Origin of the sequence: Mesorhizobium sp. Primo-A (genome assembly GCF_003997175.1) — a bacterium.
GTDB classification, from domain to species: domain Bacteria; phylum Pseudomonadota; class Alphaproteobacteria; order Rhizobiales; family Rhizobiaceae; genus Mesorhizobium; species Mesorhizobium ciceri.
On record NZ_RZTG01000011.1, the window covers coordinates 234,518 to 260,170 of the forward strand.

At 62.7% G+C, this 25,653-nt stretch carries 31 protein-coding genes and 1 tRNA gene; 16 read left to right on the forward strand and 16 right to left on the reverse strand.

The window, feature by feature from the left end; genetic code table 11:
* Positions 1–55: 55 nt before the first annotated feature.
* Entirely contained in the window at positions 56–331 is a 276-nt protein-coding gene (locus EOC83_RS21530) for a hypothetical protein (protein ID WP_024503933.1), read from the forward strand.
* 32 nt (positions 332–363) lie between these two features.
* Here EOC83_RS21530 and EOC83_RS21535 read toward each other — a convergent pair whose 3' ends face one another.
* From EOC83_RS21535 to EOC83_RS21550, 4 genes are read right to left on the reverse strand one after another with little or no spacing between them, the layout of a single operon-like run.
* Positions 364–1,449, reverse strand: a complete 1,086-nt coding sequence (locus EOC83_RS21535; protein ID WP_063170299.1) for a Gfo/Idh/MocA family oxidoreductase — start codon at positions 1,447–1,449, stop codon at positions 364–366.
* Between the two features lie 39 nt (positions 1,450–1,488).
* On the reverse strand, positions 1,489–2,253 hold the full coding sequence (locus tag EOC83_RS21540) for an ATP-binding cassette domain-containing protein (protein ID WP_063168679.1): 765 nt from the start codon (positions 2,251–2,253) through the stop codon (positions 1,489–1,491).
* The gene (locus tag EOC83_RS21545) at positions 2,250–3,251 is read right to left on the reverse strand and encodes an ABC transporter permease (RefSeq protein WP_063168678.1); all 1,002 of its coding nucleotides are present in this window, start codon (positions 3,249–3,251) and stop codon (positions 2,250–2,252) included. Before EOC83_RS21545 ends, EOC83_RS21540 begins: the two co-directional genes overlap by 4 nt.
* The gene (locus EOC83_RS21550; RefSeq protein WP_063168677.1) at positions 3,248–4,252 is read right to left on the reverse strand and encodes a substrate-binding domain-containing protein; all 1,005 of its coding nucleotides are present in this window, start codon (positions 4,250–4,252) and stop codon (positions 3,248–3,250) included. Before EOC83_RS21550 ends, EOC83_RS21545 begins: the two co-directional genes overlap by 4 nt.
* A 412-nt stretch (positions 4,253–4,664) precedes the next feature.
* Here EOC83_RS21550 and EOC83_RS21555 point away from each other — a divergent pair, with 412 nt between their 5' ends.
* From EOC83_RS21555 to EOC83_RS21570, 4 genes are all read left to right on the forward strand, one after another.
* Positions 4,665–4,898 (forward strand): hypothetical protein, encoded by a 234-nt coding sequence (locus EOC83_RS21555; protein WP_013530508.1) that lies wholly within the window; start codon positions 4,665–4,667, stop codon positions 4,896–4,898.
* 120 nt (positions 4,899–5,018) lie between these two features.
* Complete coding sequence (locus EOC83_RS21560; protein WP_013530509.1) at positions 5,019–5,216, forward strand: hypothetical protein; 198 nt, start codon at positions 5,019–5,021, stop codon at positions 5,214–5,216.
* Between the two features lie 245 nt (positions 5,217–5,461).
* The gene (locus EOC83_RS21565; protein WP_063168676.1) at positions 5,462–6,220 is read left to right on the forward strand and encodes an SDR family oxidoreductase; all 759 of its coding nucleotides are present in this window, start codon (positions 5,462–5,464) and stop codon (positions 6,218–6,220) included.
* 62 nt (positions 6,221–6,282) lie between these two features.
* A complete protein-coding gene (locus tag EOC83_RS21570) occupies positions 6,283–7,152 on the forward strand; it encodes a sigma-70 family RNA polymerase sigma factor (RefSeq protein ID WP_164747167.1) in 870 nt (289 codons plus the stop codon).
* Positions 7,153–7,270: 118 nt separating this feature from the next.
* Here the strand turns inward: EOC83_RS21570 and EOC83_RS21575 are convergent, their stop codons facing one another.
* Positions 7,271–7,840 (reverse strand): TetR/AcrR family transcriptional regulator, encoded by a 570-nt coding sequence (locus EOC83_RS21575; RefSeq protein WP_063168675.1) that lies wholly within the window; start codon positions 7,838–7,840, stop codon positions 7,271–7,273.
* Between the two features lie 103 nt (positions 7,841–7,943).
* On the opposite strand from EOC83_RS21575, the gene EOC83_RS21580 reads away from it, so the two are divergent.
* A complete protein-coding gene (locus EOC83_RS21580; protein WP_063168674.1) occupies positions 7,944–8,759 on the forward strand; it encodes an oxidoreductase in 816 nt (271 codons plus the stop codon).
* 65 nt (positions 8,760–8,824) lie between these two features.
* Complete coding sequence (locus tag EOC83_RS21585; protein WP_063168673.1) at positions 8,825–9,826, forward strand: NADP-dependent oxidoreductase; 1,002 nt, start codon at positions 8,825–8,827, stop codon at positions 9,824–9,826.
* Positions 9,827–9,846: 20 nt separating this feature from the next.
* On the opposite strand, the gene EOC83_RS21590 is transcribed toward EOC83_RS21585, so the two are convergent.
* From EOC83_RS21590 to EOC83_RS21600, 3 genes are all read right to left on the reverse strand, one after another.
* Positions 9,847–10,320 (reverse strand): VOC family protein, encoded by a 474-nt coding sequence (locus tag EOC83_RS21590; protein ID WP_027160885.1) that lies wholly within the window; start codon positions 10,318–10,320, stop codon positions 9,847–9,849.
* Between the two features lie 43 nt (positions 10,321–10,363).
* Positions 10,364–11,512 (reverse strand): amidohydrolase, encoded by a 1,149-nt coding sequence (locus tag EOC83_RS21595; RefSeq protein ID WP_013530516.1) that lies wholly within the window; start codon positions 11,510–11,512, stop codon positions 10,364–10,366.
* Positions 11,513–11,665: 153 nt separating this feature from the next.
* Positions 11,666–12,109 carry an SRPBCC family protein gene (locus tag EOC83_RS21600; protein ID WP_013530517.1) on the reverse strand — a complete coding sequence of 148 codons (444 nt, stop codon included), beginning with the start codon at positions 12,107–12,109 and terminating at the stop codon, positions 11,666–11,668.
* Between the two features lie 435 nt (positions 12,110–12,544).
* On the opposite strand from EOC83_RS21600, the gene EOC83_RS21605 reads away from it, so the two are divergent.
* Positions 12,545–12,688 (forward strand): hypothetical protein, encoded by a 144-nt coding sequence (locus EOC83_RS21605; protein WP_013530518.1) that lies wholly within the window; start codon positions 12,545–12,547, stop codon positions 12,686–12,688.
* Between the two features lie 97 nt (positions 12,689–12,785).
* Here EOC83_RS21605 and EOC83_RS21610 read toward each other — a convergent pair whose 3' ends face one another.
* The gene (locus EOC83_RS21610; protein ID WP_063168672.1) at positions 12,786–13,478 is read right to left on the reverse strand and encodes a DUF2270 domain-containing protein; all 693 of its coding nucleotides are present in this window, start codon (positions 13,476–13,478) and stop codon (positions 12,786–12,788) included.
* 476 nt (positions 13,479–13,954) lie between these two features.
* Here EOC83_RS21610 and EOC83_RS21615 point away from each other — a divergent pair, with 476 nt between their 5' ends.
* The 3 genes from EOC83_RS21615 to EOC83_RS21625 all read left to right on the forward strand — a co-directional run bounded on the left by EOC83_RS21615 (position 13,955) and on the right by EOC83_RS21625 (position 16,685).
* Positions 13,955–14,476 carry an Hsp20/alpha crystallin family protein gene (locus EOC83_RS21615; protein ID WP_013530520.1) on the forward strand — a complete coding sequence of 174 codons (522 nt, stop codon included), beginning with the start codon at positions 13,955–13,957 and terminating at the stop codon, positions 14,474–14,476.
* A gap of 126 nt (positions 14,477–14,602) precedes the next feature.
* Entirely contained in the window at positions 14,603–15,337 is a 735-nt protein-coding gene (locus EOC83_RS21620) for a gamma-glutamylcyclotransferase (protein ID WP_013530521.1), read from the forward strand.
* A gap of 196 nt (positions 15,338–15,533) precedes the next feature.
* Positions 15,534–16,685, forward strand: coding sequence for an acyltransferase (locus EOC83_RS21625; protein ID WP_063168671.1), 1,152 nt, complete (start codon positions 15,534–15,536; stop codon positions 16,683–16,685).
* On the opposite strand, the gene EOC83_RS21630 is transcribed toward EOC83_RS21625, so the two are convergent.
* The 5 genes from EOC83_RS21630 to EOC83_RS21650 form a co-directional block, all read right to left on the reverse strand.
* The gene (locus EOC83_RS21630) at positions 16,672–18,651 is read right to left on the reverse strand and encodes a glycoside hydrolase family 127 protein (protein ID WP_063168670.1); all 1,980 of its coding nucleotides are present in this window, start codon (positions 18,649–18,651) and stop codon (positions 16,672–16,674) included. The two genes, EOC83_RS21625 and EOC83_RS21630, sit on opposite strands and share 14 nt — an antisense overlap.
* A gap of 14 nt (positions 18,652–18,665) precedes the next feature.
* Positions 18,666–19,523 (reverse strand): carbohydrate ABC transporter permease, encoded by an 858-nt coding sequence (locus EOC83_RS21635; protein ID WP_013530524.1) that lies wholly within the window; start codon positions 19,521–19,523, stop codon positions 18,666–18,668.
* The gene (locus EOC83_RS21640) at positions 19,523–20,446 is read right to left on the reverse strand and encodes a sugar ABC transporter permease (protein WP_063168669.1); all 924 of its coding nucleotides are present in this window, start codon (positions 20,444–20,446) and stop codon (positions 19,523–19,525) included. The genes EOC83_RS21635 and EOC83_RS21640 overlap by 1 nt, the downstream gene beginning before the upstream one ends.
* 274 nt (positions 20,447–20,720) lie before the next feature.
* Entirely contained in the window at positions 20,721–21,968 is a 1,248-nt protein-coding gene (locus EOC83_RS21645; protein WP_013530526.1) for a sugar ABC transporter substrate-binding protein, read from the reverse strand.
* 63 nt (positions 21,969–22,031) lie between these two features.
* Positions 22,032–23,075 (reverse strand): LacI family DNA-binding transcriptional regulator, encoded by a 1,044-nt coding sequence (locus tag EOC83_RS21650; protein ID WP_013530527.1) that lies wholly within the window; start codon positions 23,073–23,075, stop codon positions 22,032–22,034.
* 458 nt (positions 23,076–23,533) lie between these two features.
* Between EOC83_RS21650 and EOC83_RS21655 the strand changes: the two genes are divergently transcribed.
* The 4 genes from EOC83_RS21655 (at position 23,534) to EOC83_RS21670 (ending at position 24,487) form a co-directional block, all read left to right on the forward strand.
* Positions 23,534–23,609 (forward strand) — tRNA-Cys (locus EOC83_RS21655).
* Positions 23,610–23,811: 202 nt separating this feature from the next.
* Positions 23,812–24,015, forward strand: a complete 204-nt coding sequence (locus EOC83_RS21660) for a hypothetical protein (RefSeq protein ID WP_013530528.1) — start codon at positions 23,812–23,814, stop codon at positions 24,013–24,015.
* Between the two features lie 5 nt (positions 24,016–24,020).
* A complete protein-coding gene (locus EOC83_RS21665; protein ID WP_027160878.1) occupies positions 24,021–24,212 on the forward strand; it encodes a hypothetical protein in 192 nt (63 codons plus the stop codon).
* 53 nt (positions 24,213–24,265) lie between these two features.
* Positions 24,266–24,487: a DUF6500 family protein gene (locus EOC83_RS21670; protein ID WP_027160877.1), complete on the forward strand. Its 222-nt coding sequence runs from the start codon at positions 24,266–24,268 to the stop codon at positions 24,485–24,487.
* 31 nt (positions 24,488–24,518) lie between these two features.
* Here EOC83_RS21670 and EOC83_RS21675 read toward each other — a convergent pair whose 3' ends face one another.
* A complete protein-coding gene (locus tag EOC83_RS21675) occupies positions 24,519–24,785 on the reverse strand; it encodes a DUF1488 domain-containing protein (protein ID WP_013530531.1) in 267 nt (88 codons plus the stop codon).
* Positions 24,782–25,030 (reverse strand): hypothetical protein, encoded by a 249-nt coding sequence (locus EOC83_RS21680; protein ID WP_063168668.1) that lies wholly within the window; start codon positions 25,028–25,030, stop codon positions 24,782–24,784. Before EOC83_RS21680 ends, EOC83_RS21675 begins: the two co-directional genes overlap by 4 nt.
* A gap of 251 nt (positions 25,031–25,281) precedes the next feature.
* Between EOC83_RS21680 and EOC83_RS21685 the strand changes: the two genes are divergently transcribed.
* Complete coding sequence (locus EOC83_RS21685) at positions 25,282–25,644, forward strand: co-chaperone GroES (RefSeq protein ID WP_013530533.1); 363 nt, start codon at positions 25,282–25,284, stop codon at positions 25,642–25,644.
* The last annotated feature ends 9 nt before the right edge of the window (positions 25,645–25,653 follow it).

A 25,653-nucleotide genomic window follows, 5' to 3' on the forward strand; every position in this document is an offset into this window, starting at 1 on the left:
GGCTGGCGGTTTTGGATGTATGGTGCGATTCCGGAATGGCCAGAAGGGTGTGCCGATGACCACGAAATGCGTTGCGATCCTAGCTCTCGCGGTTGCTACGGGCGCGAGTCTTTGCGCCCCGGCCTTGGCTGGCGACCGGCATTACGACCGCCGGGTCCACTCCGAACGCTACGTTCCCGCCGAAGGCGATCTCATCGATATCCTGTTCGGCGGCCCGCACTACTACGATCAGCAGTTGGTGACGACGGCGGCTGGCGCGTGCTCCTACCATCGCGTTGGACCCGACGCGAATGCATTGAACAAGATCAACGATCATCACTGCGGGAAATAAGGCAGTAGGGCAGTAGGGCAGTAGGGAGCGCCTCAACGCTGGCCGCTCTCCTTCATACGCTCGATGATTTCGGCCATCAGCGCCAGGTCGCGGCGGGAATCGGCGAGGTCGGTCAGCGGCTTTGTTCCTTCGGCGATGTGGCGGTGGAAAATCTCGAGTTCATTCGAGAAAGCATCGCCGTAGAGAGGGCCGAAGGCTTTCGTCACCGGGCCGAGCGGGCCGGCATCGGTGACCTCCAGCCGCGTCGGCAGGCTGCGGATGTAGGGCGTGTCGTAGATGATGCGCACGCGCCTGGTGTTGGAGCGCACCTCGATCATTGCGTCGAACAGGCCGAGATCGTCGACCACCGCGTCGTAGAGACAAGCGAAATGGCCATAGTCGAAGGTGACCGATGTGTTGGCGCCGCCATTGGTGCGGTGCGCGGCCAGCACGCGCGCCGGCTCGCCGATCAGCCCGCGCATCGCTGAAATGTGGTGCGAGGAAAGCGCCGTCAGCCCGCGATAGGCGCGCACCAGGTCGGCCGGCGCGTCGGCACCGACGACTTCGCGGATCAGCGCGTCGCGCTCCTTGGCGCCACGCGCCAGCAGGGCCGGGTCTATGTCGTTGGGATAGAGGACGTTCTGGCTCTTCTTGAGGAAATGCCGGCCCTCCGAGATCAGGTCGAAGATGCGGACATGGGTGATGTCGGCGAAGGCCGGCAGCTCGTCCCTGGCGGCCAGATAGGCCGGCGCGTAGCGGCGCATATAGCCGACGAACAGGGTCTTGTCGTAACTCGGCATCAGCGCCAGCAGATCGTCGATCTCGCGCACCGTCAGACAGGCAGGCTTTTCCAGCAGGATATGTTTGTTGGCAGCAATCGCCGCGTGCACGAAGCGGCTGTGGGTGTCGTCGGATGACAGCACGAACACCGCGTCGATGTCGGGTGACGCTATTAGCGCCTCGGCCGTCTCGAAGGTTCTTGCCGTCAGGTGTTGCGAGGTGCACAGCGCCACCAGGCTGGGCGACACGTCGTACACGCCCGCGATCACCCAGCGCTCGCGCTGATCGCTCAGCACCGGCAGATGGATCGACTGGGCGACCTCTCCAAGACCTATAAGTCCGACACGAATTGGTGCCACCGGCAAACTCCCTTTGATTTCAGGTCTGATGCTGCAGGACTATGCCGCGCCGGTGACCAGCGCGACGAGCTCGTTGCCTGATGTCTCCGAGGCGCGCACGGTCGCCGCCATCTTTCCCGCCCGCATCACCCAGATCTGGTCGGACAGGCGGCGGACCTGATCGAAATTGTGGCTGACCAGGATGACTGAGACCGACTGCTCGCGCAGGCGTCGGATCAGCGCCTCGACATTGGCCGTCTCCTGCACGCCGAGCGCCGCCGTCGGTTCGTCCATCACCACCAGCTTGGCGCCGGAGCCGACAGCGCGGCAGATCGAGATCGCCTGCCGCTGGCCGCCCGACAGGCGCCGCACACGCTGGTTGATCGACGGCACGTTGATCGACAGGCGCGACAGCATGGAACGGGCCTCGCGTTTCATCGCCTTGCGGTCGAGGAAAGCGAAGGGACCGATGCGGCGCACGATCTCGCGGTTGAGGAACAGGTTCTGCGCGACCGTCAGTTCGTCGATCAGCGCCAGGTTCTGGTGCACGGTCTCGATGCCGGCCTTGCGCGCCTCGTCGGGATTGGCGAAGGGCCGCGCCCGGCCGTCGAAGAACAGATCGCCGGCGTCGGGCTGATGCACGCCGACCAGGCTGCGGACCAGCGTCGACTTGCCGGCGCCATTGTCGCCGATCACGGCGGTGACCTCGCCGCGGCGGGCCTGGAAGGCGACGTCGGTGAAGGCGCGGATGCCGCCGAAATGCTTGCTCAGCCCTTCGCAGGCGATGATCGCCTCAGCGGCGGGGATGTGATGGGGAGCGCTCATTTCTGATACCGCATGATCAGCGCCGCCAGCACCACGATGGCTCCCACGGCAAGCGGTTGGTAGAAAGCCGACACATTGAGCAAGGTCAGGCCATTGACGAGTGCCGTGAGCATCAGCGCGCCGATGGCGGGCCCAAGAATGCTGGCGCGGCCGCCGAACAGGCTGACGCCGCCCAGCACCACCGCCGCCACCGAATTCAAGAGCAGGCTGGTGTTGATCTGCGGTTCGGCCGAGCCGATGCGGGCGACCAGGAGAATGGCCGCGACACCGGCGCAGAGACCGGAAATCGTATAGGCGGCGATCTTGACCCGGTTGGTGCGGATGCCGAGCGCGCCGGCACTTTCGGCCTGGCCCCCGGTGGCAAGCAGATGCACGCCGAAACGCGTGTGGTAGAGCGCGATATGGGCGACGATGACGGCTGCGATCGCCACCCATACGGGATAGCTGAACGGTCCGAACGAGCCGGAAGCGAGCCTGAGCAGGAAGGTCGAGCCGACCATGGTCGGTTCACCGCCCGACAGGATGAGGCCAAGGCCAGTGATGCCCGACAGCGTGCCGAGCGTCACCACGAAATCGGGGATTTTGCCTGCCGTGATGATCAGCCCGTTGAGGAAGCCCACCGCGCTGGTGGCGAGAACCGCGAGCACGCAGGCGATGAAGATGCCGTAGCCGGCGGCATTGACGAGGCCGAGGATGATGGCGCCGAGCATGACGGCTGCCGCCAACGACAGATCGATGCCCGAGGTGGCGATGACGAAGGTCTGGCCGATCGACAGCACGACCAGGATCGCAGCCGCCAGCAGCAGCGCCTGCAGATTGGCGACGCTGAGAAAGACCGGCTGGGCGATGCCGAAGACGATGACGAGGCCGACCAGGCCGACGACGGATGCCCAGTCGGCCCAGAAGGAGGGATCGAGGAGGAGAGCCGCCAGGGAGGGACGGCTCTCCTCCGCACCCGCCGAATGGGCGGCGGGCGCGTTGTCTGCAGGTGTGCTCACTTCAGCATCTCGCGGAAGGGATCGGGATAGTCGCCGCCGGGACGCGGAAAATTCTTTAGCGACGCTTCGGCATTGTCCTTGTTGATCAACAGCACAGGTGCCGGCACGTTGGCCGGCAGTTCCTTGCCCTTGGCCGCGACCGCACAGGCTTCGACGCCCATGGCGCCGACGACATAGGGGTATTGGGCGACGGTGGCGGTGAGTTCGCCTGATGCGATCGACTTCAGCGCATCGACAATGCCGTCTAGGCCGATCACCTTGACGTCCTTGCCCGACGTCCGCACGGCGCGCTCGACGCCAAGGGCCATGATGTCGTTGGCGGCGAAGAAGCCGGCGAGGTCCGGATGGGCGGCGAGGATATCGGTGGCGGCGGTCAACGCCTTTTCGCGATCCCAGTCAGCGCTGACCATCACCACGATTTCGAGCTTGCCTTCGACGGCCTGCCTGAAGCCCTTGATGCGGGCGTTGGAGCCGACATCGCCGACGATGCCGGCGACCAGCGCGACCTTGGAACCCTTAGGCACCAGCTTCAGCATCTCTTCGCCGGCCAGCACGCCTGCGGCGACGTTGTCGGTGCCGATATAGGTCGAGACGGCAAAGCCGGCGGCCTTGGCCTGCTCGGGGTCGATGGTCGAGTCGATGTTGACGATCGGCTTCTTCTTTTGGGCGACCGGCACCAGCGCCTGGACGAGGTTGGAGACGCTGATCGGGTTGACCAGGTAGCAATCGAAATCCTGCATGGCCATGGCGGTCAGGCGGTCGGCCTGGCCGGTGGCGTCACCCATGTTGGCGGCGGCCTGGACGCTGACACTGACGCCGTTGGCCTTGGCCTGCTCCTCGATGCCCTTCTGCATGGTCTGGAAGAATGGATTGTCGAGGCCTTTGACGATGGCGGCGACTTTCGCCGCATCCTCGGCGTGGGCGGGTGCCGAGACGATGGTTGCAAGCATGCCGGCGCCAAGCAGGCTCGTGCCGAGTTTCAGGCAATTGAACATGCGCATGGTTTTTCCTCCTCCTGATTGTTTTATGGGCTGCATCGATGTCGCCGTCCGGCGACTGCAATGTCCGACGGCGCGCAAGCGACCCCGGCCCCTGGCGCGACGATCCGCCAACGGACTGCTGCCAGCTTGGGGATGTGCGGACTGCCGCCCCGGTTCGGGCGCTTTTCGATGTCAGGCATTGCTCCTCCCAGAGCGCCGGCCGATGCCATGCCGGCGTTTGCGCATGTTTTATAAAAAATTGACACGCGTCAAGATTTAAAATGTGCGTAGCGATTTTTGACTGCGCGCCCTGCGGGCATGACTGTCCTGCCGGCATGCGCTACAACCAAGGCGCGAAAAAAACTGCCAGCCTAGGGAACCACTAGGGGGATGTCCGCGTTGGTCGCTACTTTTGTGCAGAGGGAGGTTTGGGGTGGGGCGTTTCGAAATCGTGGAAGAGCCAACGGGTACGTTTTCGATTTTCGACACCGTCACGGAATTGCCGGCAACGGCCAAAGGGGGCGTGTGCATTGGGCTTTATCGGCACGAAGTGCCTCTGGCACTGCTTGCAGCGGTTGAAACGGTCCAGCCCGGCCATTTTTCGCTCCTGCCCTCATTGTCGGTGTTGAACGACTGGCGGGCTCATCGAGACGATCTGCTGGCATGAGCAAAGCTGCCCGATGTCGCATCAAAAATCATACGGTATGGGAAATCACGCCCTGTTGTCGAAAGCGGCGGTGAGGCATGGAAAGCAAGGGGAGGTTGCAGTGCGTTGGGAGGTGAAGCAATGTCTGATCAGGACGACCTGATCCGAGCTGCCATCGGACGGCTGCTCGCCGAGAAGACAGGCGCCGCCGTCATATCGATGAGAGAGAGCGTCACCGAGCTTCTGGCGCTGACCGGTGCCGCACTGGACGAAAGACTCCAAGACCTGCTGCTGGAAATGGCCGAAGTCCGCGGCATGATGGTCGCTCTCGACTTCTGAACATATCCGGCTGGGATGCTGCAGCATGGACCGGCAGCGCTTTCATCGCCGGCAGCCTCTAACCTTACTGCGTCCAATATCGGGCATCGCATTTTAGGCCGAAAGCGGACAGGCAGCTTTCCGCCCGATCGCCAGTATTGCCGGCATGTCGCGGATCGTCGCCGCGACAGCGCGCCTCGCCAAACCTTGGCTCTTTTTCCGACCCTCAAACGTCTTAGCTACAGTGAAGCTAAGGAGCAGGGTCGATGAGCCTCAGGAATAAAGAAATCGTGGTCACCGGTGGCAGCCGTGGGCTTGGCCTCGGATTGGTCGAGGCGCTGGTCGAACAGGGCGCCAGTGTGACCGTCGTTGCCCGTGGCGTCGAGGCGCTGGATGCGGTCGGTGCGCGGCTTGGGGTCGCCACTATCCGCGCCGACGTTGCGGAGGAGGGCGCGGCCTATCGCATTCTTAGCGAGGTTCGTCCTGACGTCGTGGTCCTGAATGCTGGTGCCACGCCCCGGATGGGCCGGTTGGACCAACTGAGCTGGGAAGATTTTTCAATCGCCTGGGAAACCGACGTCAAGGCCGGGCTATACTGGCTGCAGGCGGCGCTCAACCTGCCGCTCAAGCCGGGCAGCCGTGTTCTGGTGGGATCGAGCGGTGCCGCCGTCACCGGGTCGCAGTTGTCGGGCGGCTATGGCGGCGCCAAGCGCATGCTGTGGTTCATGGCGAAGTACGCCAACGGCGTTTCGCTGGAGAAGAAGCTCGGCATCCGCTTTCAGGCGATCGTGCCGCGGCAGATGATCCTCGGCACCGGAACAGGCGATGCGGCGGCCGGCGCCTATTCCGGATCCATGGGCATCACGCCCGAACAATTCGTCACCCGCTTCGGTGCGCCGATGCCGCCCCGAACCTTCGGCGACAGGGTGGTTTCCGTGCTGGAAGACCCGCAATATGCCGAGGGGATCGTCTTCGGCCTCAATGGCGACGCGGGCGTAACCGTGATGGAGGGGGCTGCGGCTTGAGCGAACGAGATCCTGCCGTGGACCGCGACCGACGGGAAGGGCTGCTTGCCCTTGCCGCCGCGATGCGGCCAGAGCTGCACCGCTATTGCGCGCGCCTGATGGGCTCGGTCATCGACGGGGAGGATGTCGTGCAGGACACGTTTGCGCGAGCCTTCGTTGCGCTGAATGAGCTGGGCGAGGTGCCGCAGCTCAGGCCCTGGCTGTTCCGCGTCGCCCACAACCGTGCGCTTGACCTGCTGCGCAGCCGCGCGATCCGCGCGGCGGAGCCTATCGAGGCGGCGCTTGAAATTGCCGACGACACCAAAGCCGACCCGGTGGAGATGCTGATGCGCAGGCAAGCTATACAGACCGCAGTGTCGCGCTTCGCGGAGCTTCCGCTGCTCCAGCGCAGCGTCGTCATCCTCAGAGATGTGCTCGACGAGCCGCTGGCCGAGATCGCTGCTTTGCTCGGCATCACCGTCGATGCGGTGAAAGGGCACTTGGCGCGCGGCCGCGCCCGGCTTAGGGAAGTCAGTGCGCAGGCCAGTTCGGCTCCCGATGCGCGTATCGCGTCGGCCGCCGTGGTCCGTTATGCGACCCTGTTCAACCAGCGGGATTGGGACGGCTTGCGCGCCCTGCTTGCCGACGACGTCAGGCTTCATCAGTCCCTGCATGCGACGCGCTCGGGTGCGGCGGATGTCGGCATGTTCTTCACGATCTACGCCAAAAGCGACCGCGTGTGGCTGACGCCGGCCTGGCTCGACGGCCGCGAGGTGATCGCTGTGTTCGAAAGCCATGCCGACCAGAAACCGCATCATTTCATGTGGCTGGAGTGGCGAGAAGGTCAGATCAGCTTCATCCGCGACTATCGCTATGTCAGCTATGTTACCGACGATGCCGAGCTGGTGCTGGCCAAGGACGCCAGGTCCTTCGGTCGCGGCACCGGGCACTGAAGAGCGGGCGCGCATCTGACCATCATACGGGCGGTGCTGTTCCTGCCCAAGGGGCCGATGCGGGGCTGGGCGTCGCACCGCCTGAGGATGTCTTTGACGTGCCCACGCGTGACATCCCCTAACTCTGCTCGATCAGCGCGCGCGCCGCAGCTTTCCCTGCCGCAAGGATACGATCCGACAATTCCGTTCCCTCCACGGCACGGGCCAGTTGAAGCGTGCCAATGAGGGTCGCAAAGATAGCGAACGCAACGCCCTCCGGATCAGGAGTTTGCGGCGGCAGCTCTACCGACACCTGGCGCACCTGGGTCAGCAAACGCTCGGTATAAAGCTGACGCGTTTCGGGTGGCTCGCGGGCGATTTCCGCCAGCAAGGCGGCAGAGGCGCAGCCCTTCCCGGGATTATCCCGATGCGCCGCAGACAGATATGTGTCTATGGCCATTGCCAAGCCGCCGGAGGCCAATGCTTGCCGTATCTCGTCGGATTGATCCTCGAGAGCTGCAGCGACCGTTTCACGGACAAGCGCCGCCTTTGATTGAAAGTGGGGATAGAAAGCCCCGTTCGTCAGCCCGGCGTCGCCCATGATGGTTGCCAGTCCGGACGCCGCTATGCCGTTTTTCCGAAAGCGTTCCGCGGCGACCTCCAGGATCCGGCCGCGCGAGGCGTCCTTCCTGCCCTTTTCGTAGCGCATGGCTGCTATTCCTTTCTGCTATTGCATTATGATCATAATCTGATATTACGACTGTAATTTAACAGATGCAAAAAAGCTAGCCCCCATGAGTTTGGAGCACGAAATGAAAACGAATGCCGGAAAAACCGCTGTTGTGACCGGAGCCTCTTCGGGCATCGGCCGCGCCAGTGCCGAAGCCCTTGCGCGGGCCGGGTTCACCGTCTTCGGAACCAGCCGGCGCAAGGCCGGCAACGATCCGGACGGGGTGATCATGCTGATCTGCGACGTGACCGACAGTGAGGCCGTTGCCGCACTCGTTTCGACGGTGCTCTCGCAGACCGGCCGGATCGACCTCTTGGTCAACAATGCCGGGGTCGGCCAGCTTGGAGGCGCCGAGGAATTCTCGATTGCCCAGGTGCAGGCTCTGTTCGACGTCAATCTGTTCGGCGTCATCCGCATGACCAATGCGGTGCTGCCGTCGATGCGGCAGCGTGGCGAGGGGCGCATCATCAATATCGGCTCTGTGCTGGGACTGGTGCCCGCGCCGTATTCAGCGCATTATTCGGCGGTCAAGCACGCGCTCGAGGGCTATTCGGAATCGCTCGACCACGAGGTTCGCGCCTTCAACATCCGCGTTTCGGTCATCGAGCCGGCATTCGTTCGTACTGTCTTCGACCAGAACGGGATCCAGCCGGATTCGCCGTTGCAGGAATACGATCAGGCCCGCGCTACGCTGGAAGCGCTGCTTCGCGACGTGATGCCTGTCGCCGACCGGCCGGAAATGGTGGCGCAAGTGGTCGTCAAGGCAGCGACCGATGCCCGTCCGCAACGGCGCTACACCGCCGGCAAGGCTGCGCGCCAGGTCAGCCTGCTGCGTCGCTTTGCTCCCGCGGGGATATTCGACAAGAGCCTGCGGAAACAATTCCGCCTGCCCGTTTGAACACAGCGAGCAGAGGATTTCACGCACATGCGACACACCAAAATCACTCTCAGAAAGTCACTGCCATGAAGGCATTCGTCGTCGACAAGTACAGCAAGAACGGCACTCTGCGGCTAGCCGAAATGCCGGAGCCGAAACTCGGGGACAGCGATGTCCTGGTCGAGGTCCACGCCGCGGCGGTGAACCTGCTCGATTCCAAGGTCAAAACCGGAGAGTTCAAGCTGATCCTGCCCTATCGCTGGCCCTTCATCCTGGGTCACGACGTGGCCGGGAGGGTTGTGCGCGTGGGATCGAAAGTCCGCAAATTCGACCTGGGCGACGACGTCTATGCGCGGCCGCGCGATGGCCGGATCGGGACGTTCGCCGAGTTCATAGCCATGGATGAAGCCGACGTGGCCCTGAAACCCGGGAACCTCAGCATGGAGGAGGCGGCCTCGATCCCGCTGGTCGGCCTGACCGCCTGGCAGGCGCTCGTCGAAAGGGCCAAGCTGAAGAAGGGACAGAAGGTCTTCATTCAAGCCGGTTCCGGCGGCGTGGGGACATTCGCCATCCAACTGGCAAAGCATCTCGGCGCGACCATTGCGACCACCGCCAGCGCGGCGAGTGCCGGTCTGGTCAAGGGGCTCGGCGCCGATATCGTCGTCGACTACAGGAAAGACGATTTCGAGAAAGTCCTTTCGGGCTACGACGTCGTCTTGAACAGCCAGGACGCCAAGACACTTGAAAAATCACTGAATGTGCTGAAACCGGGTGGCAAGCTCATCTCCATCTCCGGCCCACCGGATCCGGAATTTGCCAGGGAAAAGGGACTGAACGTGGTGCTGAGGCTGGTGCTTCGCCTGCTGAGCCGCGGTATTCGAGCGAAAGCCAAGCGCCGTGGCGTGACGTTCTCGTTCCTTTTCATGTGGGCGCAGGGCGAGCAGCTGAGCAAGATCGCATCGCTCATCGAATCCGGCGCGATCCGCCCGGTCGTCGACCGGATATTTCCCTTCGAGGCGACCAATGAGGCGCTGGCCTATGTCGAAACAGGACGCGCCAAGGGCAAGGTCGTCATCAAGGTCAGATAGCAACTCAGCCCCGATCGAGGTCAGCCGCGCCGGGCTGCGTCGATCGCCGCGACGTCGATCTTTGTCATCTCCATCATCGCATCAAAGGCGCGTTTGGCTTCCTCGCCGCCGGCCGCCATGGCCTCGGTCAGCGTGCGCGGCGTGATTTGCCAAGACACGCCCCATTTGTCCTTGCACCAGCCGCACACGCTCTCCTGGCCGCCATTGCCGACGATGGCATTCCAGTAGCGGTCGGTTTCCTGCTGATCGTCGGTGGCGATCTGGAACGAGAAGGCCTCGTTCTGCTTGAATGTGGAGCCGCCGTTCAATCCGATGCAGGGAATGCCGGCGACGGTAAATTCGACCGTCAACACGTCGCCTTTCTTGCCGGACGGAAAATCGCTCGGCGCACGGTGAACGGCGCCCACGCTGGTGTCGGGAAAGGTCTCTGCGTAGAAGCGCGCCGCAGCCTCGGCGTCCTTGTCGAACCAAAGGCAAATCGTGTTCTTCGGTATCTTTGGCATTGCATGTTCCTTTCGGCGTTGGAGTTGGCGGAGGTCAACCCAGGAGATTGCGTGCCGTGCGCATGAAGATCCTCGACCCGATCGGGATCAGGTCGTCGGGAAAGTCATAGTCGGGATTGTGCAAGGCGGGGTGCCGCTCGCCCGCACCGAGGAAGAACATCGCCGACTTGGCACTATGGCCGAACAGGCCGAAATCTTCCGAGGCGCGCATCGGCAGGGCCTCTTCGCCGTGCGATACGCCCTCTTCATCGAGCGCGCGCCGCAGATGCTCCACCGCGTCCGGCGCGTTGACGCTGGCGACGAAGATCTCGTGATAGTCCCAGCGGGCGGTAAGGCGATGCTCGCCGGCGATCCTGGCGACCAGTGCTTCGGCAGCAGCACAAAGGTTCGCCATGCGCTCGTCACGCCGGGTGCGCAGCGTTGCCCAGACCTGCGCATGAGCCGGCGCGATGCCGAACACGGCCTCGCCCATCGCGGCATGGGTGACGGTCAGCATGGAGAAGTCGTCGTCGGCGAAGGTTCCGCGCCCGAGCGCCGGCAGCGCCGGCATCAGCTCACTGATCGCCAGCATCGGCGAGGTGCCGGTCTCCGGCATGGATGAATGGGCGGTCTTGCCCTCCAGCACGATGCGCATGCCGCGTGACGCACAGTTGACCACGCCGGGCTTGAGCCGCACCTCGCCGAACGGCACGCCAGGCAGGTTGTGCAGCGAGAAAGCGAAATCCGGCGCGATCTCGCCGAAGCGGGGATCGGCAACGACGCCGGCTGCGCCATTGCCGGTTTCCTCCGCCGGCTGGAACATCAGCACGACGCGGCCGCTTGCAGGCCGCTCGCGCCCCAACTGCCGGCCGAGGGATGCCAGGATGGCGGTGTGTCCGTCATGGCCGCACATATGCGACTTGCCCGGCACGCGCGACGCATGCGGCACGCCTGAAAGTTCTTCGATAGGCAAGGCATCGAGTTCCGAACGGAACAGCACCGTCGGCCCTGCTTTGCCGCTGTCATATGTGACCGCGACGCCGTGCCCGCCGAGCTGTGTCAGCACCTTGTCCGGCCCCGTATCGGCGAGGAAGGCGACGACCTCCTTTGCCGTCTTCTCCTCTTCATTCGAGATTTCCGGATACTGGTGCAGCTGGCGCCGCCACGCCGTCAACTCGACGATGTCTCGGTTGGTCAGAGTCATGCTTTTTCAACCTCCGCTGCATTCTTCATCGACACGTCCAGGCACAGGGGTGCCGCAATGATGAATTGCTAGCGACAAAGGGCAGTTCCCGCCACAGTCCAAGTTTCAGGCTTCGGCAGGCCAGAAACGGCCGTTCTCCCGGCCATCCGCAGCCTATTGATTGATCTCGGGCTCGACGAGCTTTGCCAGATTTCTGAGCGATTCCTGCCAGCCGAGATAGCAGGCCTCGACCGGAATGACGTCCGGAATGCCGGCCTGGGTAATGTCGATTTCAGTGCCGACCGACACTTTTTTCAAGACCACGGTCACCCGTATCTCGCCGGGCAGGTTGGGATCGTCGAACCTGTCGGTGTAGAGCAGGCGCTCGCCCGGAACGAGTTCAAGGTATTCGCCGCCGAAGGCGTGGCTGTCGCCGGTGGTGAAATTGCGGAACGACATCTTGAACGTGCCTCCGACCTTTGCCTCGAAATTATGGACCGTGCAGGTGAAGCCGTTTGGCGGAAGCCACTTGGCCAGCGCGTCCGCTTCAACGAAGGCGCGATAGACCTTTTCAGGGCTGGTCGTCAGAACGCGGTGCAAACGTACGGTGCCGGGCATTGCTGGATCCTTTCATGAATGCCTGTTCGATACCCCAAGGACGGACGAAGCCTAGCCAGTCCGACATTGGTTTGCGAATTTTTTGACGGGAGGCGGCCTGCCTACGCCGCGGACATGCGTTCGACCCCGAGCTATCAACACGAAGCTCGGGCGAGACGGCGGATGAACTGCACCGGCTTCGGAGCTGGCGCTCACCTGCTAAATCGAGTTCCTGAGCCATCTTGTTGTTCGGGCGTGTTTTTGTCGATTGCCGCGAACGGCCGCGCGTCCCCGTCGATGCTTCGAACGCCGCCAAATAGGGCAGCGCGTCTTTGCCGTCCATGTGCCGATCATTAGAATTTGCATCTGATCAGAGTTGATTTCCTATCAAGCCGTTAATGCGGTCATGCTGTTAATCAGCATTTGCTAATGAGTCTTTCGAACCTGAGGCAAGCAATGACCAAGAATCTCGGCAATGCACGTCATACGCCGGCGAAGGACCCGCAGGTCTCCCTTCTGGGCAAAGCCGCGCCGGCGCTGTTTCCGCTGGTCGTGGCGGCACTGGGTTACATGGTTGGCAAGCAGTTCTTCGGCATCTAGGCGCGAAGTTCCGTTCCCTCAAACGTCTCGGCGGACCGACCATCTCAGCGCGCGGGCCGCCGTTTGCGTTGCAGCGGCGTGTTGCCGGGCATCAACGTCAAACATGCACGTCGCCAAAGGACAGTTCGCCGTCGTTATCGGCCGTGAAAAAGACGATGGCAAGCAACCCGACATAGAATGCGGCCACGACAACCACGATCGCCACACCGGGAACGGGGCCAAGGGCGGCGCTGTCTACGGCTTCGCGAAGCGAACCGGCAAAGCCGGTCCTGACGCCCACGGTTTGAAGGCTGGGGGTGGATATCTTGAGCACCCAGGCCAGCAAGAGGATCAGGAACAGGTAGATGTAATTTCGCCGCAGCCGACGGGCCAGCGCGACGCGCTGCGACAGCAGGAACTTCGGCGCGCGTAGGCCTTCCCCGACGATGAGCAGCCAGTCCGAGGCAAAGTCGGGCTGTGGGGAAAAGATCTGCGCGAAATAGTGGCGCTCGAACTGGCGTACGCGCGCCCGATAGAAATCGAAGAACCGATAGCGGCGCGCCTCGATCCATAGCAGCAGCAGGATCAGCAGCATGGCGAAAAGCAGCACGCCGTGATGCGCACTGGCCGTCGACAGCGATACCGAAAGCAGCGCCGCCACCACCGTGATTGCCCAGTTGGTTGTCCTGTCCAGCCGGTCGCGCCATCCCGCCATGCGAGCGATCTCGGCGCGGTGAAAATGCGACAGCGTGTTGACGCGCTCCGCCGATGAAAGGACGGGGCCAGCGGGCTTTGCCGACGCGTCGTTCATGGCATCCTCCGGCAAGGAACAGAACGGCCTGCCAGCGGCATTGTTCCCTGTCCTCGAGACCGCCGATCCAGCCGACCAGCCGCGCGTTGAGGCCGAGGCGGCTCCGGTCCAGCAGACACCAAGCTGGCGGTTGACCACTGTTTCGCGAAGTGCCGATCGAAGGGCACGACTGATGTGGACAGCACCGGTGACGCAGGCACCTGCATGCACCAATCACATTACATTACGAGGTCTTGACCCACCCGCGACGGAGTCCAAAATCCTCCGCACCAGTGCCGACGAGGCGCCGGCTTCACGGGCGCCGCGCGGGTCAGGGGCGGTGGCCTTCGGGCAGGCTCAGGTGCGCGAGCCCCCGCCACTGATCCAGGCGTTTCCAACGGGACCGGAGCGCCAATGGCGCAGACGCGCATCGTCCGAGCATGGCAACCAGAGCATGCAAACGAACGATAGACAGGATCAAGAAAGGAGCAAATGCAATGACCATTCGTGATCTGATGCCATGGGGTCGCGATCCAAACCAGGTTCAGACCCTCTCAGGCGACCGCGATCAGGACCCATTCATGAGCCTGCATCGCGAGATGAACCGCCTTGTTGACGACATGTTCCGCGGTTTCGGTTCACGTCTTCCATCCTTGGGCAGGCTCTCTTCAGCGGGCGGTGGCTGGCCTAGCGTGGAAATCTCGGAAACGGACAAGGAAATCCGCGTGACCGCCGAGATACCCGGCATGGAGGAAAAGGACATCGAGGTGTTGCTCGATGACGGCGTCCTGACGTTGCGCGGTGAAAAACACGCCGAAACCGACGACAAGGAACGTCAGTTCTCCGAGCGATTCTACGGCCGCTTCGAACGTCGCATTCCGATCGGCTTCGAAGTCGAAGAAGACAAGGTCGCTGCCGATTTCCGCAACGGCGTGCTGTTCGTCACCTTGCCGAAATCCGAGAAGGCACAGAACAAGATGAGGCGCATCCCCATCGGCGGCAAGAGCACCAAGCACTAGAATGATTGGATGCCGGGCGGGAGGGTCACCCGCCCGGCATCGGCCGTTGAATTTTGCGCCGGTCACATGGACCCTTGAGAATCCCTCTGCCTTCGGCAACATGACGGCGACGGTAGAGGGTATGAAATGAACCAGCCGATTTCTGCCATATCGCCGCGCAAGTCCGTGCCGCGCAACACGCCGATGGCGCTGACCGAGGCGTTGGTCGCGCGCACTATGCGTGCTGTCGAGGATGCCGGGCCGACGCCGGGCATGGTTCACATGACCGATGCCGACTATGCGCGTATCCGCGACGAGGTGCTGGCCGGCGCTCCGGCCGGGCCGCTGAAACTATTTGCCTATGGCTCGCTGCTGTGGAAGCCCGCCGGCGAGGTGAGGGGCGGAGAACGCGCGGTGGCCAGCGGCTGGCATCGTTCGTTCTGCTTCACGGTGCAGCGTTTTCGCGGCACGGTCGAGCAGCCCGGCTTGATGATGGCGCTCGATCGCGGCGGCCAGTGCCAGGGCATGGTGTTCGAGATCGCGGAACCGGTGGCGGCCAACCTCGAAGCGCTGCTGCGCCGCGAAATGACCATCCTGCCCGCCGTCAACGTGCCGCGCTGGCTGCAGGTCAGGACCGAAGGCGGCCCATGTCGCGCGATTGGTTTCGTCGTCGATCCCGCCAATCCGCGTTATGCCGGCAAGCTCGACAAGCAGGCGATCGCGGCGACGCTGGTGACAGCCGTCGGTCATTGGGGCTCGGGCGCGCAATATCTATTCGAGACGATCCGCCACCTCGAAGCCTGCGGCATCCGCGACCGCAATCTGTGGCGGCTGCAGGAACTGGTGGCGGAAGAGATCGGGCTGACCGTCGCCCAGAAGTGATCCGCCCAGAAGTGATCCGCTCAGACGCGGCACGCTTCAGTCGTGTTTGGCTCCGGATGCTTGCAGGCCACAGCACCTTGCGAAGCAAATCTCTGATTTCGTAAGTCTCCGCAGTGAAGGTTTAATGAATTGAAAACAGTTCTGGGCCAACGATGACCTGAACACCGGCGCAGGACACGGTGCGCGTGGACCAATCATGAAATCCTCGACCGGAGAGCACTACCCAGCGCTGGATCATGTTCGTGGCCTGGCGGCCTTTCTTGTCTTTACCTGGCATTTCCTTCATGCTTCTCCTGAAGGCCCCGTGCCTTATGATTTCGTGCCGGCTCTTCCTATCTTCAGCGTTCTGGATGAAGGGCATACTGGCGTTTCCCTGTTCATGGCGCTTTCCGGCTACCTGTTCGCCAAGCTGCTCGATGGAAAGCAGATCAACTATCTGCCCTTCTTTGCCAACAGGGCCCTCAGGCTGCTTCCGCTTCTCCTGGTCGTGCTATGCATCGAGGCCTGCCGCAGGTACGTGGCCGGCCAGTCCCTCGACGGGTATTTCACGGGCGTCGGATTGGGGTTTCTTTTTCCCACCCTCCCGAATGGCGGCTGGTCGATAACGATCGAAGCGCACTTCTACCTGTTGCTGCCGTTCTTGCTGATGGTATCCAGGCGGTTTGTGTTCGCGCCCTTGCTGTTCATCGCGGCAGCCATTGTGCTGAGGTCCGTCCTGTATGTGCAGATCGGCGAAGTGCAGTCGGCGGCGTCCGCAACCATCATAGGCCATGCGGATCAGTTCCTGGCCGGCATTCTTGCCTTTCACCTGCGTGCCCACGCGAAGAACCAACACTGGCTGGCGCTGGCCGTTCTCATGGCTTTTTCGGGGTTCTTCTGGTGGTTCGATGCAGCCGGCGGATTTTACCAACTGGGCCGCTATCCGTCGCCTCATTGGATATGGATCATCCTGCCGACCCTGGAGGCGGCAGCCTATTCATTCGGCATCGCCTACTACGACACGAGCTTTTCGAGAAAGCGAACAAGCCCGCCGTTCAGGGTACTGGAGAAGGCTGGGGCCTACAGCTATTCGATCTATCTTCTGCACCTGTTCTTCGTCATGCAATTGGCAGCGTTCATAGACACGAATGTCATGAGCATCAGCAATTTCTACGTCGCATGCCTCTGGTCCGCATTGTGCTTCGTGGCGACGATCCCGATCGGCTATCTCAGCTATACCTGCGTCGAGGCGCCATTCCTGCGCCTGCGTCTGCGCTATATGGACCAAAAGCCCGAAACCGCGGCATCGACCGCGGCTGAGCTTGGATCGGTCATCGCCGATACACCGACCTCGTTCAGCCGTCCCTGAGCCATACCAGCATCTCGCCGGGCTCGCGGTTGTCCCAGGCGAAATAGGGAATGGCGGTCAGTCGCGTCTCGGCGGTGGCCGGCGGCTCGGGCCTGTAGAGCCCGTCCTGCCAGCCGTCGGAGACATCGGCAAGTGCCGCGGTCGACAGCGTCACCACGCCGCCGAGAAGTTCCGGCCGGTGCTGCGCTTCGATGGTGGCCGTCCGCGGCAGCGTCAGGCGATGCGGCTGGCTGTCATTGTCTGATGCCTCGACGCAATAGATCAGCGGGCCGCGTGACAGCGCGACGCGGCCAGCATCCTGGCGCACCTGCGGGTTGGCATAAAGCCGCTCGATCGGCATTTCGAGATCGAGCCGGACATTGTCGCCCTTTTTCCATGTCCGCTTGATCGCGGCGTAGCCGTCGCTGGTGATATCCGCCAGCCTGATGGCTTCGCCGTTTATCTTCAACCCGGCACTGGCGCTCCAGGCGGGAATGCGCAGGTGCAAAGTGAACTCGACCGGCGCCCGCGGTTCGAGCATGATGTCGACGGCGCCGTCCCAGGGATAGCTGCTGACCTGCGTCAGGCTCACCGGGACGCCCGATATATCGAAGCGCCCGGTCGAGTCGCCATAGAGGTGGACGGCCAGCGCATCGTGGGCCAGGCTGTAGAAATAGCTGCCGATCGAGGCGACCATGCGCCCGATATTGGGCGGGCAGCACGGGCAGCGGTGCCACTTCCACCTGTTGTGCTTGCCCCGGCTTTCCAATGGATTCTCGTAGAAAAACAGCGAGCCGTCGAGCGACAGGCCCGAGATCGAACCGTTGTAGAGGGCGCGTTCCATCATGTCGGCGTAGCGCGCGTTCGGCCCCATGCCGAGCATGCGGCTGGCCCAGAACACCAAGCCGACCGCCGCACAGGTCTCGGCATAGGCGCTTTCGTTGGGCAGGTCGTAGTCGCTGGTGAAGCCCTCATTGTGCGCCGACGGCCCCAGTCCGCCAGTGATGTAGAGACTCTTGGTGGTGAGATCGTCCCACAGAAGGTCGAGTGCTGCTCGCAGCGTATCATCGCCATATTCGGTCGCGATATCGGCCATGCCGGAATAGAGGTACATCGCCCTGACAGCATGGCCGACGACCTTGTTCTGTTCTCGCACCGGGATATGCGACTGGCTGTATTCATAGGTCTTGAAATGATAGGCCTTCGGGTCGGCGCCGCGGGCGCGGGCCTCCTCGTCGAAATAATGCGGCTGCTGACCGCGCTGGTCGATGAAGTATCTGGCCAACTCCATATATTTCCGCTCGCCGGTCACCCGTGCCAGCTTGACCAGCGCCAGCTCGATCTCCTCGTGGCCGCAATAGCCCTTCTTCTTGCCGGGCTCCGGGCCGAGTACCGACGCGATGTGGTCGGCATAGCGGCACATGATATCGAGCAGCTTGCGTTTTCCCGTCGCCTGGTAGTAGGCGACCGCGCCCTCGATCAGATGGCCGGCGCAATAGAGCTCGTGGCAGTCGCGCAGATTGGTCCAGCGCTTGCCGGGCTGGATGCGTTGGTACCAGCTGGAGAGATAGCCGTCCTCCTGCTGCAGCCTGCCATACATGTCGATGACGGCGTCGATCTTCTTCTCCAGTTCGGGATTCTTGCGCCGGTACAGCGAATAGGCCGCGGTCTCGATCGTCTTGCCGAGATCGGAATCCCAGAACATCTGCGTGGTCACCGTCGATCCGGTGAATTCCGCGCCCTGGCGGTCGGCTTCGTCGGGAGAGGGCGAGTGGAAGGGGATGACTATGCCGGGCGAGGGACGGTCCGGATCGATCTGCTCCAGCATGCGGGCCTCCACGCAGCGCTCGTAAAGGATATCGGCGGTGCGGGCGGCGACAGCGTCGGCGCGATCGCCCCAGAAGCCGTGCACGTCGACCTGCGGCACCGGCAGCGGGCGGAAGGCGAGCTTCGGTTTCCCGGTTTTTGCGGATGGCGATGCGGTCATGAATTTACTCCATTCTATTTGACGGCCCCGGCCATCAGGCCGCGGATGTAGAAGCGCTGCAGCGCCAGGAACAGGATGAGGCACGGCACCATCATCACGGTGACGCCCGCCTGCACCGCGCCCCAGTCGATGGCGCCGAAGCGGCCCGACTGCAGTGCGGTCATCATCACTGGCAGCGTGAATTTGGATTGGTCGGTCATCAGCACGAGGGCGGCGAGGAATTCGTTCCAGGCGCCGAGGAAGGCAAACAGGGCGATGGTGACGACGCCCGGCCAGACCAGCGGCAGCATCACCTTCCAAAGCATGGTGAGATTGCCGGCGCCGTCCATGCGGGCGGCTTCCTCGATCTCGCGCGGCACTGCGTCGAAGGCGTTGCGCATCATGAAGATCGAAAACGGCAGTTGCAGCGTCACATAAACGCCGACCAGGCCGGTCAGCGTGTTGTGCAGGCCAAGCTTGGTCAGCACCAGGAAGATCGGCGTCAGGATCGACTGGAACGGGATCATGATCGTCGACAGGATGAGGATGAAGAACAGGTCCTTGAACGGAAACCGGAACCGCGAAAAGCCATAGCCGGCCAGCACGCTGACGGCGACCGACAGCACCACGGTCATCACCGAGACATAGATGCTGTTTTGGGCCGAGACCCAGAGCCCGTCGCCGAAGCTGTTGAGCGTGGCGTAGTTCTCCAGCGAGAAGCCTGATGTCGGCCAGGGCGGCAGCGGCGGCAGGCGCGCTTCGGCCGCTGGCTTGAACGCCGACAGCACCGCCCACACGATCGGCGCGGCAAACAGCACCGAGGCGACGATGCCGGTCGAATGCTCGCCGATGCGGCTCAAGAGCCGGCGGTTGCGGGAAGCGGCCTGCGCCATCAGTCGAGCCCCTCCGGCTTGCGCAGCAGCCACAGCTGGACGAGGCTGAGCGCCACCAGGATCACCAGCAGCACCATCGACAAAGCCGCGCCGTAGCCGAGCTTGAACGACACGAAGGACTGGTTGAAGATCCAGTAGACCGCCGTCAGCGTCTGGTTGCGTGGGCCGCCGCGCAGGATGATGTAGAACTGGTCGAAGGCGAGGATCGAGCCGGCGACCGACAGGATCAGGGCCAGCGCCAGCGTGCGGCGCATCAGCGGCAAAGTGATCGCCCTGAACCTGGCGAACGGATCGGCGCCGTCGATGACGGCCGCCTCCTGCAGATCCTGCGGGATCGATTGCAGGCCGGCCATCAGAATGATCATGGTGAAGCCGGCGACCTTCCAGACGACCATGGCGATGATCGACCAGAAGGCCGGCTGGAAGGTGGCCAAAAGGTTGAACTTCCTGTCGATCAGGCCAAGGTCGTAGGCGGCCGGGCTGAACAGGCCGGAATCGACGTTCAACAGCCATGACCAGAGCAGGCTGGCCGAGGCAAAGCCGACAACCGCCGGCATGAAGAACATCGTCCGGTAAAGATTGGTCAGCGGCCGCGGCCGCTCGACGAACAGCGCCAGCGGAAACGCCACCACGAAGATCGCGATGGTGACGATCACGGTGTAGTAGGCGGTGAAGCGCAGCGCGTTCCAGAACCGGGTGTCGCGCAGGATGGCGACATAGTTGCCGAGGCCGATAAAGCTGTGCTCGCCCATCAGGGGCCAGTTGTGCAGCGACATCCACGCCGTCATGCCGAGCGGGATCAGGAAAAAGACGACGACCAGCGCGACAGCCGGCGCGACATAGAGCAGGCCGATCCATTGGTGGCGGCTGGCGACCTTGCGGGCGCGGGGCGGGGCAGGGGTTGCTGCGGTGATGACGGTCATGGCTGCGCGCTCGATGCTATTGGGACATTGGCAAAGAACCCCCTCACCCGGATTGCCAACCCAATTGAAGAGAGCAATTCGGGGCAATCCGACCTCTCCCTGAGGGGAGAGGAGGTTGCCGGGGATGGTGCCAGCCTCTTCTCCCCAGCGGGGAGAAGGTGGCCGCGAAGCGGCCGGATGAGGGGGTCTTTTCTCAACGCGATAGCCCTGCCGTTGGCGATGCGGTATCCGGCCACCCGCCCAGGGAGACAGGCGGGCGGCCGGCAGGCGTCCGCTACTTCTGCGGCGCCTGGTCGATGATCGACTGCATCGTTTCCTGCGCATTGGCTATCGCGCCATCGACATCGTCGCCGAAGAAGACCTCGTTGATCATCTGCGTCCACGGGCCGTTGGCGGAGTTGATCAGGTCGTTGAACACCACCGAATAGGGCGTCTTGCCCTTGGCCATGGCTTCGGCGGCGATCTGGTAGCGCGGATCGAGATCCTTCAACGCGTCCTTGGCGATGTCGCCGCGCACCGGCAGGCTTCCGTATTTGGCAAGGATGGTCTGGCCCTCGAGCGAATAGGCGAAGTCGAGGAACTCCTTCACCACGGGCAGTTTCGTGGTGCCCTTGGTGACGACGAAATTGTCGCCGCCCGCAAAGGACGACCAGCCGCTGTCCTTGCCCGGCAGGAAGGTGACGCCGTAATCGATGTCGGGATACTGGGTGTTGAGCGCGCCGATGGCAAAGGCGCCGGACGGCGAGATGCCGATATTGCCGGCGGCGAAGGCGGCAAAGAAATTGGCGCCGGTGTCGGTCTGTGCGCCTGCCGGTACCAGATCCTTCTTGACCATCGAGCGGTAGAGATCGATGGCGCCGCGCAGCTGCGGGCTGTCCAGCGTCGCCTTCGAGCCGTCTTCGCTCAGGATGTCGCCACCAGACGCCCAGATCAGGGGCGTGAAGGTGAAGATGTTGCAGCCGCCGCAATTGCCGGAGAAGTAGAAGCCCTTGATGTTGCCGCCGAGCGCGTTGACCTTCTCGGCATCGGCCGCGATCTCGGCCCAGTTGGCCGGACCTTTTTCGGGATCGAGGCCGGCCTGCTTGAACAGCTTCTTGTTCCAGATCAGCACCGAGGCGTCGGCGGAGAAGGGCAGGCCGTAAATGTGGTCTTTGTAGGTGCCGGTCTTCACATGCGCCGGCGACAGGCTGGCAAAATAGGGCAGGGACTTTGCCCAGTCGGTGATGTCCTCCAATTGGCCGGCTGCGGCGAAGGAGGGCGTGTAGATCAGGTCGAGCGACAGCGCGTCGGGCGCTGTGCCGCCGGCGGCCGCGGCACCGTATTTGGGGATGATCTCGGCATTGGGGATGATATCGAGCTTGACCTGGTTGGTGTGCGCCTTGTTGTAGGCATCGACGATCCTCGGCATGAAATTCGAACCGTCGGCGCGCACCCATATGTTGGCCGTCTCGGCGGCGGCAGTGCCGAGACCGCCGCCCAGAACGGCAGCGGCCAGGGCCAGTTTGGCAATCAGGTTCCTCATGTTCTCCTCCTCCAAGGTTGGCCGCGGTCCGCGGCTTGGCGCCGATTGCGCGGCGCTTCGTTTTCAGCCACCCGGCGGATGGCCGCATGACTGCCGCACCACCAGCCGGCACGGCAGTTTTCGAATGCCGGGCGCGGCGGGCTTGCCGCCGACCAGCGAAAGCAGGGTCAACCCGGCCTCGCGCCCGAGCGCGACCAGGTTCATGTCGACAGAGGTCAGCGGCGGGCGCGTCGCCTCGGCCACGATCTCCCAATTGTCGAAACCGATGACGCCGACATCCCTGGGGACGTCGAGGCCGCGTTCGCGCAGAGCATCGATGACGCCGCGCGCGATCTGGTCGTTGCCGCAGAAGACCGCGTCCGGCCTTTCGCTTTTGCCGTCGAACAGTTGCGCAACCGCCTGGTGACCCCAGGCTTCCGACCAGGAGCCGAGCAGCGGCTCGCTGACCGTCAGGCCGTTTTCGGCGAGCACGTCGCGGTAAGCCTGAACGCGCGCGTGTACCACGGCAAAGCTCGCCGGCCCGGTGACGTGGGCGATGCGCTTGCGGCCAAGCCGGCAAAAATGCTCGACGGCCAGCCGGGCGCCGCCAACATCGTCCGAGACGAAGGCAACGGCGTCGGGGTCGGGCTGCGTGAAGGCATAGATCACCGGGACGCGCAGATTGGAGAGGTCGACGGGCAGATGACGATCGATGCGCTTGCCAGTGGCGATGATGCCGTCAACGCGCTTGTCGAGCATGGCGTCGACATGCATCTGGCCCAGCCGCGGATCCTCCTCGACATTGCACAGGAACACCGAGACGCCATTGTCGACCAGCGCGTCCGAAATGCCCGACATCAGCGGCAGCGAGAAGCGGCCATAGGTATCGTTGGTGAGCAGGCCGACGGTGAAGCTGCGGCGTCGGAGCAGGCTTTGCGCCAGGCTGTTGGGCCGGAAGCCAAGCCGCCGGGCGGTCTCGCGAATGCGTTCGCGCGTCTCGGCTGTCATCCGGCCCTGGCTGTTGAGCGCCTTGGATGCGGTAGCGACGCTGACTCCGGCCTGCGCGGCCACGTCACGCAAGGTGACTGGCTTGGAAAAGACCGGAACAGGCAGATCGTCCGATGGCATCGCGCCGAGAGTCCTTAGTTGGAAAAAGGTTTTCTCTTACCGATCTGAAAGAGGCCCGGCAGGTGGCCGAGCCCGACTGAAATTGTTTGAGAAAACCTTTTCTCAGCTGAGGCTAGACCAGATTGGATCGCCGTTCAAGGGAAAAGCTGGTTGGGCCTCGGCTCTCTTCCTTCGAATGCAAACGCGGGTTAAAGCAGCGCCGGCAGCACTTAGCTCAGGGGAAGAGCGCCAGTCGCAGTGCTGGAGGCCCTCGGTCGAGACGGGGCGGGCTGCCGCTTGAGGCGTGAAGGATCGCAGCGTGCGCGGGATGCGAGGTCCGGCAAAGGGTTGGCGCTGCCGGGCAGCAAACCTGGCCGCAATATGTGCTGGCGGACGGTCTGAAGATCGTGCCGAAAATTCTGAACAGTCCCTCGGGATTAACCTTTCCGTAAATATTTGGCCGCTACTTCAACAGCCATGGCCTCGTGGCGGAGCGGCTACGCTGGAGACGGCAAATCTCTGAAGCCTCGGTTCGATTCCGAGGCGAGGCCTCCAAAATTTCGCGTCGAACAGCAGTCCCAATCTGCCCCAAGGGCAGTCAGTCCCCACGAATAGATTTGTGCGTTACGAAGGCGGTGCGGACCGGACGTTAAAGCAGTCCTGTCTTGCATTTGGCATGCCGGCACGCGCGAAAAGAGTGGTATGGAAGGGAGCCGAGCGTTCTTGCTTCGCTTTTTCCTGACATTCGAGGCCTTTCGTGCGTGAACCGTCGCTGCTGCCCGTCTTTGGAAAACTTGGCCTCAAGGCTCCTGCCGCCCTGGCGGCGGCACCGGCCTCGTCGGCAGGTGTGTCGCACCTGCGGAAGCTTCTGGCCGTGCATAGCGGCATGGTGCTGAAACTGTCGGTCGTCGCCTGGACGGTGCTGATCCTGGGCGCCGTGTTTTTCACGATGCAAGGCTGACCGGCATGGCCAACCGCTACACGCTGCGTATGGAGCTTCCCCAGAGCTGGAGCATCATCGATGTCTTCACCGGCCAGCCTGCGGTGGTCCGGCAAAAGGTGATGGTCGGGATGGGGCCGCGCGAGGCCGAGGACATGGTCGTGCAGATGAATGTCCGCGATGTCAAACGCCGCGAACGGGCCGAGCGCAAGGCCTGATCCGTAGCGGCCCGCCGGCGGAAGCCTGCCGCACCGCAAATCAAGGGATTCCCGTGAGAGCCAGCCTGAAGCAGAAGATACTGGAGATTTGCGACCGCAAGATCTCCGAGAAGGGGGCCGGCGTCGGCGTGTCGTTCTATGCGTTTTTCGCCAACAGAAACGACAACCCCGAACTCCTGATGGAAGCCGCCGAATGGTGGATCAGAACCCACCGCCTCGACCATTTCGAAAAGGCTGCGAAGATACGCGCGATGGTCGAGGGGATGGATCTTTAATCGTCGTTTTGAGCGACATGCAATGGACTGATCAGCCGAAATCGGACGCCGTCAGAACATACATGCTCTTGTGGGTGCGGTCGTAGGCCTTCGACGCGACCTCGCGGATGGCACTGCTCTCGGTGTCGAATGTCTGGAGATAACCGGCTTCATCGGCCGCGGTTCCCGGCCGCATCTTGGCCATGGCGTCGGCGGCGACGGAGAACGAGATCTGGAACATGCCGTCATGGCCGACGAAACGGATGCGCTGGCCCGCCTCGTCATAGCTGCGGCTGCGGTTGGGGAAGGTGAGGCTCATGTCTTAGCCTCCGTAACTTTCTTGGTCACCCGCTTCTTCTTCGGCGTCGGATTGAGGGCCTGGGCGACACGATCGGCCTCTTCCTTGGCCAGCCGAAGCTCCCTCAGCCTTGCCGTCTTGATCTCCCTGGCTCTTGCCTCGGACATATATTCGGCGGTCGCCTTGTTTTTCTCCGCTGTCTTCTTCTGCTTGTCGACAAAGCGGGCTTCAGCTTTTTCCATGATCGTCTGATTGCCTTCGGCCATCGAAGAAATCTCCCTTGTGCCTGAAATCGTGAAAGTGAACTTGTCCGATAAATAGGCACTCGATCGGCAAAATTCAATCTTTTGAATTATTTGACATTCTGCGGATATCACGAAACGGCCAGCTGAAATAATACTTTTGAATATTTAATTTGGTACGCGAATAATTTTTGGCACTCCTATCTATCGAGTGCCAACGCGTCTATAGAGGAGGGGCGTGGCCGCCTGTGCCGGCCCCCAGAAAGAAAGTTCCCATGAAATTTCGGCCACTCCACGACCGCGTCGTCATTCGTCGCGCCGAAGGCGATATCAAATCCAAGGGCGGGATCATCATCCCCGACACTGCCAAGGAAAAGCCGCAGGAGGGCGAAGTCATCGCTGTCGGCCCTGGCGCACGCGACGAAAACGGCGCGCTTGTTCCGCTCGACGTCAAGGCCGGCGACTTCATCCTGTTCGGCAAATGGTCGGGCACCGAGGTCAAGATCGACGGCGAGGACCTTCTGATCATGAAGGAAGCCGACATTATGGGCGTCATCGACAAGGACGAGACTGGCATCATCGACAAGGGCGAGACCGCTGCAACCGACAAGACCGTGGCCGCCAAGAAAGCTGCCTGACCTTATTTT

Coding starts and splice junctions, on each gene's coding strand:
- EOC83_RS21530 (WP_024503933.1), top strand. CDS start 56: ATGACCACGAAATGCGTTGCGATCCTAGCTCTCGCGGTTGCTACGGGC.
- EOC83_RS21540 (WP_063168679.1), bottom strand. CDS start 2,253: ATGAGCGCTCCCCATCACATCCCCGCCGCTGAGGCGATCATCGCCTGC.
- EOC83_RS21550 (WP_063168677.1), bottom strand. CDS start 4,252: ATGCGCATGTTCAATTGCCTGAAACTCGGCACGAGCCTGCTTGGCGCC.
- EOC83_RS21560 (WP_013530509.1), top strand. CDS start 5,019: ATGTCTGATCAGGACGACCTGATCCGAGCTGCCATCGGACGGCTGCTC.
- EOC83_RS21565 (WP_063168676.1), top strand. CDS start 5,462: ATGAGCCTCAGGAATAAAGAAATCGTGGTCACCGGTGGCAGCCGTGGG.
- EOC83_RS21570 (WP_164747167.1), top strand. CDS start 6,283: ATGCGGCCAGAGCTGCACCGCTATTGCGCGCGCCTGATGGGCTCGGTC.
- EOC83_RS21575 (WP_063168675.1), bottom strand. CDS start 7,840: ATGCGCTACGAAAAGGGCAGGAAGGACGCCTCGCGCGGCCGGATCCTG.
- EOC83_RS21580 (WP_063168674.1), top strand. CDS start 7,944: ATGAAAACGAATGCCGGAAAAACCGCTGTTGTGACCGGAGCCTCTTCG.
- EOC83_RS21585 (WP_063168673.1), top strand. CDS start 8,825: ATGAAGGCATTCGTCGTCGACAAGTACAGCAAGAACGGCACTCTGCGG.
- EOC83_RS21595 (WP_013530516.1), bottom strand. CDS start 11,512: ATGACTCTGACCAACCGAGACATCGTCGAGTTGACGGCGTGGCGGCGC.
- EOC83_RS21600 (WP_013530517.1), bottom strand. CDS start 12,109: ATGCCCGGCACCGTACGTTTGCACCGCGTTCTGACGACCAGCCCTGAA.
- EOC83_RS21605 (WP_013530518.1), top strand. CDS start 12,545: ATGACCAAGAATCTCGGCAATGCACGTCATACGCCGGCGAAGGACCCG.
- EOC83_RS21610 (WP_063168672.1), bottom strand. CDS start 13,478: ATGAACGACGCGTCGGCAAAGCCCGCTGGCCCCGTCCTTTCATCGGCG.
- EOC83_RS21615 (WP_013530520.1), top strand. CDS start 13,955: ATGACCATTCGTGATCTGATGCCATGGGGTCGCGATCCAAACCAGGTT.
- EOC83_RS21620 (WP_013530521.1), top strand. CDS start 14,603: ATGAACCAGCCGATTTCTGCCATATCGCCGCGCAAGTCCGTGCCGCGC.
- EOC83_RS21625 (WP_063168671.1), top strand. CDS start 15,534: ATGAAATCCTCGACCGGAGAGCACTACCCAGCGCTGGATCATGTTCGT.
- EOC83_RS21630 (WP_063168670.1), bottom strand. CDS start 18,651: ATGACCGCATCGCCATCCGCAAAAACCGGGAAACCGAAGCTCGCCTTC.
- EOC83_RS21635 (WP_013530524.1), bottom strand. CDS start 19,523: ATGGCGCAGGCCGCTTCCCGCAACCGCCGGCTCTTGAGCCGCATCGGC.
- EOC83_RS21640 (WP_063168669.1), bottom strand. CDS start 20,446: ATGACCGTCATCACCGCAGCAACCCCTGCCCCGCCCCGCGCCCGCAAG.
- EOC83_RS21645 (WP_013530526.1), bottom strand. CDS start 21,968: ATGAGGAACCTGATTGCCAAACTGGCCCTGGCCGCTGCCGTTCTGGGC.
- EOC83_RS21650 (WP_013530527.1), bottom strand. CDS start 23,075: ATGCCATCGGACGATCTGCCTGTTCCGGTCTTTTCCAAGCCAGTCACC.
- EOC83_RS21665 (WP_027160878.1), top strand. CDS start 24,021: ATGGCCAACCGCTACACGCTGCGTATGGAGCTTCCCCAGAGCTGGAGC.
- EOC83_RS21675 (WP_013530531.1), bottom strand. CDS start 24,785: ATGAGCCTCACCTTCCCCAACCGCAGCCGCAGCTATGACGAGGCGGGC.
- EOC83_RS21680 (WP_063168668.1), bottom strand. CDS start 25,030: ATGGCCGAAGGCAATCAGACGATCATGGAAAAAGCTGAAGCCCGCTTT.
- EOC83_RS21685 (WP_013530533.1), top strand. CDS start 25,282: ATGAAATTTCGGCCACTCCACGACCGCGTCGTCATTCGTCGCGCCGAA.